This is a genomic window from Achromobacter sp. JUb104, from assembly GCF_024806975.1.
In the GTDB taxonomy this organism is placed as follows: domain Bacteria; phylum Pseudomonadota; class Gammaproteobacteria; order Burkholderiales; family Burkholderiaceae_B; genus Achromobacter; species Achromobacter spanius.
This window is the reverse complement of record NZ_JANUEY010000002.1, coordinates 245,950-258,299: the sequence shown is the minus strand read 5'-3', so window position 1 is coordinate 258,299 and position 12,350 is coordinate 245,950. Positions and strand designations below refer to the sequence as shown.

Here is a 12,350-nt window from a genome sequence, read left to right as displayed (position 1 = left end):
TTTTGTTACGACGGCCCCGAAAATGGGGCCAAACAACGGCATCTGCGCCTTGCTGGCCGCCATTTTCATAAGATTCGTAGGGGTAGACCCGGACCTCCGGGTCCACGTTGAACCTGCATGACTGACGCGTTGATCTCGCGGCTATCGACTTTAGTCGACCACGACGTACGGGTCGTTGATGCCCATCTGCGCCAGCGTGGCCGTCTCCAGCGCTTCCATGCGCTTGGCGTCGCGCGCCTTGATGTGGTCGTAGCCCAGCGAATGCAGCACGCCATGGATGGTCAGGTGGGCGGCGTGTTCAAGCAGCGGCTTGCGCTGCTCACGGGCCTCGCGCACCAGCACGGGCACGCACATCACGATATCGCCACGCGCCACGCCCACGGGGTCCACGCCGTACTCGAACGTGAGCACGTTGGTGGCGTAGTCGCGTTCGCGGAAGTCGCGGTTCAGGCGGCGGCCCTCGGCCGCGCCGACCAGGCGCAGGCTGAGTTCGGCGGCCGAGAAATCCACCAGGCCATCTTCGGCGGCGGCCGCCAGCGCGCGCTCGGCCCACCGGCGCAGGCGCCAGCGGGGCAGGCGCGGCTCTTCCACCCCGTATTGCACGGACAGGGACAGATCAGGCTTCATTTTCAGAGGCGCGGTCGTAAGCGTCGACGATGCGGGCCACCAGGGGGTGGCGCACGACGTCGCGGCTGGTAAAGCGGGTGGTGGCGATGCCTTGCACGTCTTCAAGCACCTTGACTGCGTGGGCCAGACCGCTGTCCTGACCGCGCGGAAGGTCCACCTGCGACGGGTCGCCGGTAATGACGGCCTTGCTGCCGAAGCCGATCCGCGTCAGGAACATTTTCATTTGTTCCGGCGTGGTGTTCTGCGCTTCATCCAGGATGACGAAGGCGTGGTTCAGCGTGCGGCCGCGCATGTAGGCCAGCGGCGCGATTTCGATGGTCTGCTTTTCAAACAGGCGCTGCACCTTCTCGAAGCCCATCAGGTCGTACAGCGCGTCGTATAGCGGGCGCAGATACGGGTCCACCTTCTGGGCCAGGTCGCCGGGCAGGAAGCCCAGGCGTTCGCCGGCTTCGACGGCGGGGCGGGTCAGCACCAGGCGCTGCACGGTGTCGCGTTCCATGGCGTCGATGGCGCAAGCCACCGCCAGCCAGGTCTTGCCGGTGCCGGCCGGGCCAACGCCGAACGTGATGTCGTGCTTCAGGATGTTGTTCAGGTAGTCGCGCTGGCGCGGCGTGCGAGGGCGCAGGTCGCTGCGCTTGGTGCGCAGCGCGATGCTGTCGCTTTCGTCGTCCAGGGCGGGCAGCGGGTCGGCTTCGGGGGCCTGGGCTTCCTGCTTGTCTTCCTGGCGGCCAACGCCGATTTCGACCAGGCCCAGCTGGATGTCGTCCACCGACAGTGCGCGGTGCACGGCCTGTTCGTGAAAGCGCCGCAGCACGCGGCCGGCCAGTTCAGCCCGTTCGCCTTCGATGGTGACGCGGCTGCCGCGGCGCGAAAGCTTCACTTCCATGCCATCGGCAAGCTGACGCAAATTTTCGTCCAGCGGGCCGCACAGGTTGGCCAGGTGGGTGTTGTCGCCGTCCAGATTGACGACGGCGGGCATGCTGCGACGGGCGCGGGAACGGGGAGTGGTCATTCGGCCTCTTGGGGAACGCGGTCCACATCGGCCACCCGGGCGCGCAACGAATTCGTGTGCGCTTCGGTGATGATGACGTCGACCATTTGTCCGATGAGCCGCGCGGGCGCGGCGAAATTCACGATGCGGTTGTTCTCGGTGCGGCCCATCAGCTCGTTGGGGTCGCGGCGCGAGGGGCCTTCGACCAGCAGGCGCTGGCGGGTGCCGACCATGTTGCGGGCGATGGTGGCCGCCTGCTCGTTGATCAACGCTTGCAGGCGCTGCAGGCGGCGCAGTTTCACGTCTTGCGGCGTGTCGTCCGTCAGGTCGGCGGCGGGCGTGCCCGGGCGGCGCGAGTAGACGAACGAGAACGAGGTGTCGAAACCGACGTCCTCGATCAGCTTCATGGTCTTTTCGAAGTCTTCTTCGGTTTCGCCGGGAAAGCCCACGATGAAGTCCGACGACAGGGTCAGGTCAGGGCGCGCCGCGCGCAGGCGCCGCACCACCGACTTGAATTCCAGCGTGGTGTAGCCGCGCTTCATGCCGGCCAGCACGCGGTCGCTGCCGGCTTGCACGGGCAGGTGCAAAAACGACACCAGCTTGGGCAGGCGGGCGTAGGCGTCCACCATGCGCTGGGTCATTTCCTTGGGGTGCGAGGTCGTGTAGCGGATGCGCTCGATGCCGGGAATTTCGTGCACGTATTCCAGCAGCATGGCGAAGTCGGCGATCTCGTCCGAGCCTTCCATCTTGCCGCGATAGGCGTTCACGTTCTGGCCCAGCAGCGTCACTTCCTTCACGCCCTGGTCGGCCAGGTCGGCCACTTCGATCAGCACGTCCTCGAACGGGCGCGAGACTTCCTCGCCGCGCGTGTAAGGCACGACGCAGAAGCTGCAGTACTTGCTACAGCCTTCCATGATGGACACGAACGCCGTGGCGCCATCAACGCGCGGGGGCGGCATATTGTCGAACTTTTCGATTTCCGGAAAGCTGATGTCCACCTGCGAGCGGCCTTCGGCACGGCGGCGCGCGATCAGGTCGGGCAGGCGGTGCAGGGTCTGCGGCCCGAACACCACGTCCACGTACGGGGCGCGCTTGACGATGGCGGCGCCTTCCTGGCTGGCCACGCAGCCGCCCACGCCGATCACCAGGTTCGGATTGGTCTTCTTCAGGTGCTGCACCCGGCCCAGGTCCGAAAACACTTTTTCCTGCGCCTTTTCACGCACCGAACAGGTGTTGAACAGGATGACGTCGGCCTCTTCCGGGTTGTCGGTCAGTTCCAGGCCCTGGTCTCCGCGCAGCACGTCGGCCATCTTGTCCGAGTCGTACTCGTTCATCTGGCAGCCGAAGGTGCGGATGTACAGCTTGCGGGGGGAACCGGTGCCGGCGTCAGCGGCGGGGGTGTCAAGAACGGGCGCGGCGGGGGTGCCGTCGCCGGGCGCGTTGCCGCGCTTGAGGGAGGTAGCTTGCATGTTGGTCGCCGTGACGGGTGTAGATCCCGGGGGCTTCAATGAGGTGGAAAGGCGGAATTTTAACCCTTGCGTGGAAATTGTTTCTTTGCTGGGCGTGCGGGTGCCGTTACGATAGCGAGCCGGTTGTGTTTCAGCCGACAGTAATATTTCTTATTCTCCTTGAGCGTTACCGATGAATCCCGATCCCCTGACGCCCCAGGCCGCCGTTTCCGTGGCCCCTGCCGCGCCCGGCCTGTCCCCGCAGAACCCGATCCGCCACCCTGTTTCCTTAGTGACGTGGTTGCTGCTTGCCGGGGTGTTGGCGCTGGTGGCCGGCGCCTGCGCGCGCTGGATCGATCTGCCGCTGGCCATCTGGATCCAGCGGTCCGTGTCCGACGGCGTGAACCTGTCCTTTGAATGGATCGGGGAATTGGGCGAAAGCGGCCCGTACATCGGCGTGGCGCTGGCGTTTTACGTTGTGGGCCTGATTGGCCTGGCACGCGGCTGGAGCAACCCGCTGCGCATGAGCTACGCCAGCATGGCGCGCGGCAGCCTGCTGATGCTGTCCACCTTGGCGGTGGGCGGCCTGATTGTGCTTTTGCTGAAACGCTCGGTGGCGCGGGCGCGTCCCGAGTTGTTTTTCGAGAAGGGCATCTACGGCCTGGGCGAATCCTTTTCGCGCGCGCAGCAGTTCAATTCCTTCCCGTCCAGCCACACCTATGCGGCCTTCGCCGTGGCCGTCGTGCTGGCTATCCTGGCGCCGCGCTGGCGCGCGGTCTTTTATCTGTTGGCCGTGCTGGTGGCAATGAGCCGCCTGGTCAACCTGGACCACTACCTGTCGGACGTGATGACCGCGGCCGGCATCGCCTTCGTGGTGGGACACATGCTGGCGCCGCGCGTACTGGGCAGCCAGTACCAATGGCCACTGCGCGCGCCGTGGCGCTGGTGGAAGAAGGCGTAAGCCTGCGTGTGGGACAAAAAAAAAGGCCGCGATGGTGATCATCGCGGCCTTTTTTTCATTGCGCGGTGTCAGGCGAAATTGACGACCACGCGGCGGTTCGTGCGGCTTTTCTTTTCAATCTTGGCGATGGCCACCGCACCGATTTCGCTGGTGTTGCGCACATGCGTGCCGCCACAGGGCTGGCGGTCCACGCCCGGGATGTCGATGATGCGGATCTTGGCCGTGCCGGCCGGCGGCGCCGCGCCGATGGTACGCACCAGGTCGGGCTGCGCGGCCAGTTCTTCGGGCGTGATGCCGTTCACGGCAACGTCAAGACCGCGGTTGATCAGTGCGTTCAGGCGCTCGGTCAGTTCGCCTTTTTCCAGGGTGGATTCGGGCAGGTCGAAATCGATGCGCGCGGAGTCGGGCGAGATGCTGCATCCGGTCACCGGCGCGGGCACCAAGGCACCCAGCAAGTGCAGGCAGGTGTGCAGGCGCATCAGGCGATGGCGGCGCGGCCAGTCGATGGCCACGGTGACGCGGTCGCCCACTTGCGGGGCCGCCTCGCCCTCTGGCAGGGCCAGCACGTGCAGGATGCGCTGGCGGTCGTCTGCGTAGACCGTGTCCGCCAAGGGCAGCACCCGCCCATCGGACAGGGTCAGCGTGCCGCTGTCGCCGGCCTGGCCACCGCTGCGCGCATAGCAGATGGTTTCGTCCAGCTCGACGCCTTCAGGGGTGACGGCAATGATGGTGGCGTCGCACTGGTCCAGATAGGGCTCGTCGTCGAAACGTTTGCGGGTGGCGGTGATGCGGGTTGCGGTCATGCGGGTCTCCGGTTTGTAAGGGGCGGGGGCGCGTTACGCCAGGGTCTTCTGCCCTTGCGGCGTGTCGATCAGCGCGGTCAGGCGCGGTTGCCCGTCGGTTTGTTCCAGGTCGATCAGGGTGTCGGCCCCCATCCAGGTCAGCCCTTGGCGCAGCAGGCCCGCCTGCGGATGGCAACCGGTCAGGCGCACCAGCTTCAAGGGTTGGCGCGGCAGGCTGACGCCGGGGTAGGCGTCCACGTCCCATTGGATCAGCGTCGGCAGCAGGCCGTCGCCCGCCATGTGGCCCGCTTCGCGCCAGGCGGGCAGGCTGCCGTCGTCCGGCACCGTCAGGCGCCAACGGAGATCACCGCGCGTCATGGGGATGACGGGGGCGATGCGTTCGGGGTGTTCAGCCTGCATGCGGGTCAGGTCCAACGGCGCTTCCACCCGCGCGGCCCAGTGCGCCAGGAAAGGCCCCTGTTCCAGCCGCGCGCGCATGTCGCCCTGGTCCAGTCCGAACCAGCGGGGGCGCTCGGGCGCGGGCGCATCGGGATCAATCGCGATGACCTCCAGATACACACCGTCCGCCATGCCCAGCACGCGGTTGTGGGTGCCCATGCGCGGATGCGCGCCGCCGCCCTGGGGCGCAATGCCCAGCAGGCCCGCGACATATTCGGTACCGCTGGCAAGGTCCGCCGCGGCGATGACGAGATGATCGATGGTGAGTTTCATGGTGGTCTATGGTAGCGAATGCGGAAGGATTCGTACCCGTACAGCATGACGAGAGCAGACGGTACAGTGCGGATCAGGCCGTGACGGTAATGCCGGCCGTGTCGGATTGGCGCGCTTTGCGCACCCGGATTTCAACATGCTGATCCAGGGCAACCAGGGCTTGCATGAGCCGTTCCAGCGAGATGTTCAGCAATTTGTAGCGGCGAATTTGAGAGACCTTGGGCTGCGTCATGCCGGTCAGTGTGGCGACGTCGGTCTGATTCAGTCCGCGCTTATCGATCAAGTCGTTGAGCTTCATGGCCAATTGCACTTTGGCGGTAAGGTCGGCGGCGTCTTCAAAACCGAGGTCGTAGAGGACGTTCTTGGTGCCAGGGTTTGAGGCTTGAGTCATGGAGCGTTCCTTATTGGGCCGTGGCGGGCCAGTACCTGTTTCAGCCGTTTGCGTATTACCTCGATGTCAGGTCGAGGCGTGCTCATCCCTGATTTGGACTTCTTCTGGAATGCATGCAGCACATGGACGGCGTTGCCGATCTGTAGTGCGTACACCGCGCGATACGTGTCGCCCTGTTCGTCGTCGATAAGTTCATAAATGCCGGAACCCAGCCCTTTCCAGGCTTTGGCCGAATCGGGCCACCCGCCCGACTGCACAACGAACAGACGCATTCCCATGCTCTTTTGGACAGGGCGAGGAAATGCCTTGAAGTCCTTTTTGGAAGAGCCTTCCCAATACAGGGTCTTGGGGATGTCCGTTTGCATGAATATACCTGTTCGGATATATATGTCAATACGCCTTGCGGCGAGAACGGCAAAGGTAGACGCATCGGACCAAGACGGCTATTCGTAGGGACCGAAGCGCTTCGGTCGGAAACCTTGGATGCAGAAAGCAAAAAACCCGTCGCGCGAGCGACGGGTTTTTGTCTGGAGCCTTGGAGGATCAGGCGACTTCGCCTTCCTCGCCTTCCTTCTTGACCGGCTTGATCAGGTCTTCGCGCTTGACGCCCATCCACATGGCCAGCGCGGCGGCGACGAACACCGACGAATAGATGCCGAACCAGATGCCGATGGTGAGCGCCATGGCGAAGTAGTGCAGGGTGGGGCCGCCGAAGAACAGCATGGCCAGCACCATCATCTGCGTGGAACCGTGGGTAATGATGGTTCGCGAGATGGTCTGGGTGATGGCGCTGTTGATGACTTCGGTGACGTCGGCCTTGCGGTACTTGCGGAAGTTCTCGCGGATCCGGTCCATGATGACGACCGATTCGTTCACGGAGTAGCCCAGCACCGCCAGCACGCCCGCCAGCACCGCCAGCGAGAATTCCCACTGGAAGAACGCGAAGAAGCCCAGGATGATCACCACGTCGTGCAGGTTGGCGATCACGCCGGCGACGGCGAACTTCCATTCGAAGCGAAAGCCCAGGTACACCATGATGCCGATGACCACCACCAGCAAGGCCATCAAGCCGTTGTGCAGAAGCTCCTGGCCGATCTGCGGCCCGACGAATTCCACGCGGCGCAGTTCCACGCCGGAGTCTGCTGCCTTCAAGGCGGCCAGCACGCTTTCGCTTTGGGTGGCGGACGTTTGGCCTTCCTGCAGCGGCAGGCGGATCATGACGTCGTGCGAGGTGCCGAAGTTCTGCACCTGGAAGTCGGTGTAGCCCAGCTTGGACACCACGCCGCGCACGTTTTCAAGCTGCGCCGTCTGGGCGTAGTTGACTTCCATGACCGTGCCGCCGGTGAATTCGATCGACAGGTGAAAGCCGCGCGTGACGATGAAGAAGACCGCCAGGACGAACGTGACGAGACTGATGATGTTCAGCACCAATGCGTGGCGCATGAACGGGATGGTGCGGTGAATACGGAAGAATTCCATTTTTCGCCTTCGGTTCTTTTCTACGGCGGATGGCTATGCGCCACCCGCCTTATTGTCAGTTTGCCTTCGGTTTCCAGACTTCGCCGATGGAGATCGTGGTGAGCTTCTTCTTGCGGCCGTAGTACAGGTTGGCCAGGGCGCGCACGCCCACCACCGACGAGAACATGGACGTCAGGATGCCCAGGCAGTGCACCACCGCGAAGCCCCGGATCGGGCCCGAGCCGAAGGCCAGCAGCGCCAGGCCGACGATGAGCGTCGTGAGGTTCGAGTCAAGAATCGTGCCCCAGGCGCGTTCGAAACCTTGGTGGATGGCCTGCTGCGGGGAAGCCCCGGCGCGCAGTTCTTCGCGTATCCGCTCGTTGATCAGCACGTTCGAGTCAATGGCCATGCCCAGGGTCAGCGCGATAGCGGCGATACCGGGCAAGGTCAGCGTGGCTTGCAGCATGGACAAGAGCGCCAGCAGCAGCAGCACGTTCAACGTCAGGCCCACCGTGGAGAACACGCCGAACAGGCGGTAGTACACGATGATGAAGGCGGCAATGGCCAGGAAGCCGTACAGCGTCGAATGGAAACCCTTCGAGATGTTGTCGGCGCCCAGGCTCGGGCCGATGGTGCGTTCTTCAATGATGGACATCGGCGCGGCCAGCGCGCCCGCGCGCAGCAGCAGCGCGGTGTCGGCGGCTTCTTCGGAGCTCATGCTGCCCGAGATCTGCACCTGGCCGCCCGCGATTTCGCTGCGGATGACCGGCGCCGTGACCACTTCGCCCTTGCCGTTTTCAAACAGCAGGATGGCCATGCGCTTGCCGATGTTGTCGCGGGTGACGTCGCGGAAAATACGCGCGCCCTTGGAATCCAGCGTCAGGTGGACGGCGGCTTGCTGGGTTTGCGAGTCGCGGCCGGGTTGGGCGTCTTGCAGGTTTTCACCCGTCAGCACCACTTGGCGGCGAACCAGGATCGGGCGGCCGTCGCGGTCGTTGTAGCGTTCCAGGCCGAAAGGCACGGTGCCGCCCAGCAGCGCGCCTTGCGCGGTGGGGGAGTCGTCGACCATGCGGATTTCCAGCGTGGCGGTGCGGCCCAGCAGTTCCTTGGCCTTGGCCACGTCTTGCACGCCGGGCAGTTGCACCACGATGCGGTCCGCACCCTGTTGCTGGATGACCGGTTCGGCCACGCCCAGTTCGTTGATGCGGTTGTGCAGGGTGTTGATGTTCTGCTTCAGCGCGGAGTCTTGCACGCGCTGGACGGCGGCCGGATTCAGCGCGCCGATCAGCAGGGGCTTGCCGCCTTCTTCGCGTTCCGCGAATTCCAGGTCGGGCAGGCGGGTACGCAGGGTTGCGATGGCGCGGTCGCGGTCGTCGTTATTGGCGAACGTGGCGGCAACGCCCATGCCCGAGCGTTCAACGCCGGCCACGTTGACCTTCTGGTCACGCAGCACGGAACGCACGTCGGCGGCCAGCGAGTCGTAGCGGGCAGTCAGCGCGCCCTGCATGTCGACTTGCAGCAGGAAGTGCACGCCGCCGCGCAAGTCCAGGCCCAGGTACATGGGCTTGGGGGCAAACCAGCCCATGGCGCGCATCCAGGGAGGCGACGCAGGCAACAGGTTCAGCGCCACGGTGTATTGCGGGTCGTCGGCGACGGTGTTCAGGGATTTTTCGATCAGGTCACGGGCCTGCAGTTGCAGGTCGGTTGACGTGAAGCGGGCGCGCACGGTGCCGAGCGTGCCGTTTTGTTCGTAGAAGACGCCTTCGTTCGGGATCTTGGCGTCAGTCAGGATTTGTTCGACCCGGTTCAGCATGGCCGGATCCACCTTGATGGTGGCCTTGGCGCTGGAAACCTGGACCGCGGGGGACTCGCCGTAGAAATTGGGAAGCGTGTACAGCAGGCCAATGATGACCGCGATCAGGACCGTAATGTACTTCCAGAGGGGATAGCGGTTCATTGCCGGCTACTTCATGTCAGGGTGATAAAAGGGCCGCCCGGGCGATAAACGCTGCGGGCGGCGGTGGGTCCCATCAAACGTAAGAAGAGCCCGATGGGGCTCCTATTAGACGCTTAAAGGGCCTTGATGGTTCCTTTAGGAAGCACGGTCGAAACCGACGACTTCTGCATGATCACTTCGACGGGCTTGTCGGCCAGTTCGGACACTTCAACAGTCACGTAGCTGTCATTGACCTTGGTGACCTTGCCCAGCATGCCGCCGGCGGTGACTACTTCGTCACCCTTGGCCAGGGCGGCGATCAGGTTGCGGTGTTCCTTCTGACGCTTCATCTGCGGGCGGATCATCAGGAAGTAGAGGATCACGAACATCAGGACGATGGGCAACATGCCCATCAGCGCATTACCTTCAGGGGCGGCGGCTTGGGCCACGACGAGGCTTGCGGTATCGATAACGGACATTGAATTCTCCTGCGTTTAAGTCTGTTTGGGTTGTTTGTTGCTACGGACGGCCATGCCCGAGTTCTCTATGTAACTACGAAACATCGCCATACCCACTAGCTGTCTTGTTATGCGCCCATCCCCGCGCGAGCCATGGATAGGGCAAGCCGGCTATTGTATCCATCTTATTGCCGGCCTTTCACTAGGGGGGGATCCCAATCTATGGGGGCAAAACCCCAATAGAAAAGTCCCCCGGGCAAAAAAAGGCCCGCTATTCAATGCCGCGGGCGCGGTCCGCGGCGAACTGCGCGCGCCAGGCGTCGAAACGGCCTTCGGCGATGGCTTCGCGCATTTCCTTCATGATAGTCAGATAGAAATGCAGATTGTGCAGCGTGTTCAGGCGCGCGCCGGTGATCTCGTTGGCCCGTTGCAGGTGGTGCAGGTAGGCGCGCGAGAAGTTGCCGCAGGTGTGGCAGGTGCAACTGGGGTCCAGCGGGCGGGTGTCGTCGCGGTACTTGGCGTTGCGGATCTTGACGTCGCCAAAGCGGGTGAACAGCCAGCCGTTGCGCGCGTTGCGGGTCGGCATGACGCAGTCGAACATGTCCACGCCACGGCTCACGCCCTCGACCAGGTCTTCCGGCGTGCCCACGCCCATCAGGTAGCGCGGCGCCTGGGCCGGCAGCTTGGGGGTGACGTGCGCCAGGATGCGCATCATGTCTTCCTTGGGCTCGCCTACCGACAGCCCGCCGATGGCGTAACCATGGAAGCCGATGTCCTGCAGGCCCGCCAGGGATTCGTCGCGCAGCGATTCATACATGCCGCCCTGGACGATGCCGAACAGCGCGTTCGGGTTGCCCAGGCGGTCGAATTCGTCGCGCGAGCGGCGCGCCCAGCGCAAGGACATGCGCATCGAGCGCGCGGCTTCTTCAACGGTGGCGGGGCGGCCGTCGATTTCATACGGCGTGCACTCGTCGAACACCATGACGATATCGGAATTCAGCGAACGCTGGATGCGCATGGATTCTTCGGGCGTCAGGAACAGGCGCGCGCCGTCGATGGGCGACGCAAACTTCACGCCTTCCTCTGTGATCTTGCGCATGCCCTGCAGGCTGAACACCTGGAAGCCGCCCGAGTCGGTCAGGATGGGCTTGTCCCACTGCATGAAGCCATGCAGGCCACCGTGCTTTTCCATGATGTCCGTGCCCGGGCGCAGCCACAGGTGGAACGTGTTGCCCAGCACGATCTGCGAGCCGATCTCTTTCAGCTCGTGCGGCATCATGGCCTTGACGCTGCCATAGGTGCCCACGGGCATGAAGATGGGCGTCTCGACCACGCCGTGGTTCAGCGTGATGCGGCCGCGGCGGGCGCCGCCGTCAGTGGCGAGCAGTTCAAAATTCAGACCGGTCATGGGGCGGAAGACTCGATAAACATGGCGTCGCCATAGCTGAAGAAGCGGTAGCGCTGGGCTACCGCGTGGGCGTAGGCGCGGCGGATCGGCTCAACGCCGGCCAGCGCCGACACCAGCATCAGCAGGGTCGACTGGGGAAGGTGGAAGTTGGTGACCAGGGCGTCCACGACGCGGTACTGGTAGCCAGGCGTGATGAACAGGCGGGTGTCGCCCTGGGCGGCGGCCAGGGGCAGGCCGGGCGCCGTGCGGCCTTCGGTCTGCGCGGCGGCGGATTCCAGCGCGCGCACGCTGGTGGTGCCCACGGCAATGACGCGGCCGCCCTTGGCGCGGGTAGCGGCAATGGCGTCCACCGTGGCCTGGGGCACCGTGAACCATTCGGCGTGCATGATGTGGTCGGCCAGGTTGTCGACCCGCACCGGCTGGAACGTGCCCGCGCCGACGTGCAGCGTGACAAAAGCGCGCTCGATACCCAGGTCGGCCAGGCGGTCCAGCGTGGGCTGGTCAAAGTGCAGGCCGGCCGTGGGGGCGGCGACCGCGCCGGGTTCGCGGGCATAGACGGTTTGATAGCGATCGTCGTCGCCCGCGTCGGCCGCGTGCGTGATGTAGGGCGGCAGCGGGGTGGCGCCATGGGCGTCCAGCAAGTCCAGCACGGGGCCGGGGAAGCGGATGTCGAAGAGTTCGCCTTCGCGGCCCAGCACCGTGGCCTCGAAGGCCTCGGCCAGGCGCAGCACCATGCCCGGTCCGGGCGATTTGCTGGCGCGCACGTGGGCCAGGACGCGGTCGGATTCGGTGATGCGTTCCACCAGTACCTCGACCTTGCCGCCGGTAATCTTGTGGCCTGCCAGGCGCGCCTTGATGACGCGGGTGTCGTTGAACACCAGCAGGTCGTTGGGGCGCAGCAGGCCGATCAGGTCGGCGAACTGGCGGTCGTGCAATTGGCCGGCGGCGTCCAGGTGCAGCAGGCGGCTGCCCGTGCGCTGGGCGGCGGGCGTTTGCGCGATAAGCTCGGGCGGCAGCTCGTAATTGAAATCGGAAACGGTCAGGGACTGGGTCACGCGGATATCTGTCTGTCAGTGAGGGCGGCCCGGAAAACGAGGGCTGGGCCAGCCGGGCGGGCTCGGGGCAACCGGCTATTGTAAAGGCGAAGGTTATCAGGGC

General features: G+C 64.4%; 13 protein-coding genes. 1 reads left to right on the top strand and 12 read right to left on the bottom strand.

What is annotated here, in order from left to right:
* Positions 1–150 precede the first annotated feature (150 nt).
* From ybeY to miaB, 3 genes are read right to left on the bottom strand one after another with little or no spacing between them, the layout of a single operon-like run.
* Entirely contained in the window at positions 151–627 is a 477-nt protein-coding gene (gene ybeY, locus M2361_RS13120; protein WP_259249585.1) for an rRNA maturation RNase YbeY, read from the bottom strand.
* On the bottom strand, positions 617–1,639 hold the full coding sequence (locus tag M2361_RS13115; protein WP_100854808.1) for a PhoH family protein: 1,023 nt from the start codon (positions 1,637–1,639) through the stop codon (positions 617–619). The genes ybeY and M2361_RS13115 overlap by 11 nt, the downstream gene beginning before the upstream one ends.
* Positions 1,636–3,087 carry a tRNA (N6-isopentenyl adenosine(37)-C2)-methylthiotransferase MiaB gene (gene miaB / locus M2361_RS13110; protein WP_259249580.1) on the bottom strand — a complete coding sequence of 484 codons (1,452 nt, stop codon included), beginning with the start codon at positions 3,085–3,087 and terminating at the stop codon, positions 1,636–1,638. Before miaB ends, M2361_RS13115 begins: the two co-directional genes overlap by 4 nt.
* 172 nt (positions 3,088–3,259) lie before the next feature.
* On the opposite strand from miaB, the gene M2361_RS13105 reads away from it, so the two are divergent.
* Positions 3,260–4,027, top strand: coding sequence for a phosphatase PAP2 family protein (locus M2361_RS13105; protein ID WP_259249578.1), 768 nt, complete (start codon positions 3,260–3,262; stop codon positions 4,025–4,027).
* A 68-nt stretch (positions 4,028–4,095) separates the two neighbouring features.
* Here M2361_RS13105 and M2361_RS13100 read toward each other — a convergent pair whose 3' ends face one another.
* The 9 genes from M2361_RS13100 to queA form a co-directional block, all read right to left on the bottom strand.
* Entirely contained in the window at positions 4,096–4,830 is a 735-nt protein-coding gene (locus M2361_RS13100) for an alanyl-tRNA editing protein (protein ID WP_259249576.1), read from the bottom strand.
* Positions 4,831–4,863: 33 nt separating this feature from the next.
* A complete protein-coding gene (locus M2361_RS13095) occupies positions 4,864–5,541 on the bottom strand; it encodes a VOC family protein (RefSeq protein WP_259249573.1) in 678 nt (225 codons plus the stop codon).
* Between the two features lie 73 nt (positions 5,542–5,614).
* Positions 5,615–5,932, bottom strand: a complete 318-nt coding sequence (locus M2361_RS13090) for a helix-turn-helix domain-containing protein (RefSeq protein ID WP_259249572.1) — start codon at positions 5,930–5,932, stop codon at positions 5,615–5,617.
* Positions 5,929–6,297 carry a type II toxin-antitoxin system RelE/ParE family toxin gene (locus tag M2361_RS13085; RefSeq protein WP_259249569.1) on the bottom strand — a complete coding sequence of 123 codons (369 nt, stop codon included), beginning with the start codon at positions 6,295–6,297 and terminating at the stop codon, positions 5,929–5,931. Before M2361_RS13085 ends, M2361_RS13090 begins: the two co-directional genes overlap by 4 nt.
* 178 nt (positions 6,298–6,475) lie before the next feature.
* On the bottom strand, positions 6,476–7,411 hold the full coding sequence (gene secF / locus M2361_RS13080; RefSeq protein ID WP_100854813.1) for a protein translocase subunit SecF: 936 nt from the start codon (positions 7,409–7,411) through the stop codon (positions 6,476–6,478).
* 55 nt (positions 7,412–7,466) lie between these two features.
* Entirely contained in the window at positions 7,467–9,347 is a 1,881-nt protein-coding gene (gene secD / locus M2361_RS13075; protein WP_259249567.1) for a protein translocase subunit SecD, read from the bottom strand.
* Between the two features lie 113 nt (positions 9,348–9,460).
* Positions 9,461–9,805, bottom strand: a complete 345-nt coding sequence (gene yajC / locus M2361_RS13070) for a preprotein translocase subunit YajC (RefSeq protein WP_006221220.1) — start codon at positions 9,803–9,805, stop codon at positions 9,461–9,463.
* A 250-nt stretch (positions 9,806–10,055) separates the two neighbouring features.
* On the bottom strand, positions 10,056–11,192 hold the full coding sequence (gene tgt, locus M2361_RS13065; RefSeq protein ID WP_230695261.1) for a tRNA guanosine(34) transglycosylase Tgt: 1,137 nt from the start codon (positions 11,190–11,192) through the stop codon (positions 10,056–10,058).
* Complete coding sequence (queA, locus tag M2361_RS13060; protein WP_259249559.1) at positions 11,189–12,247, bottom strand: tRNA preQ1(34) S-adenosylmethionine ribosyltransferase-isomerase QueA; 1,059 nt, start codon at positions 12,245–12,247, stop codon at positions 11,189–11,191. The genes tgt and queA overlap by 4 nt, the downstream gene beginning before the upstream one ends.
* Positions 12,248–12,350: the final 103 nt, after the last annotated feature.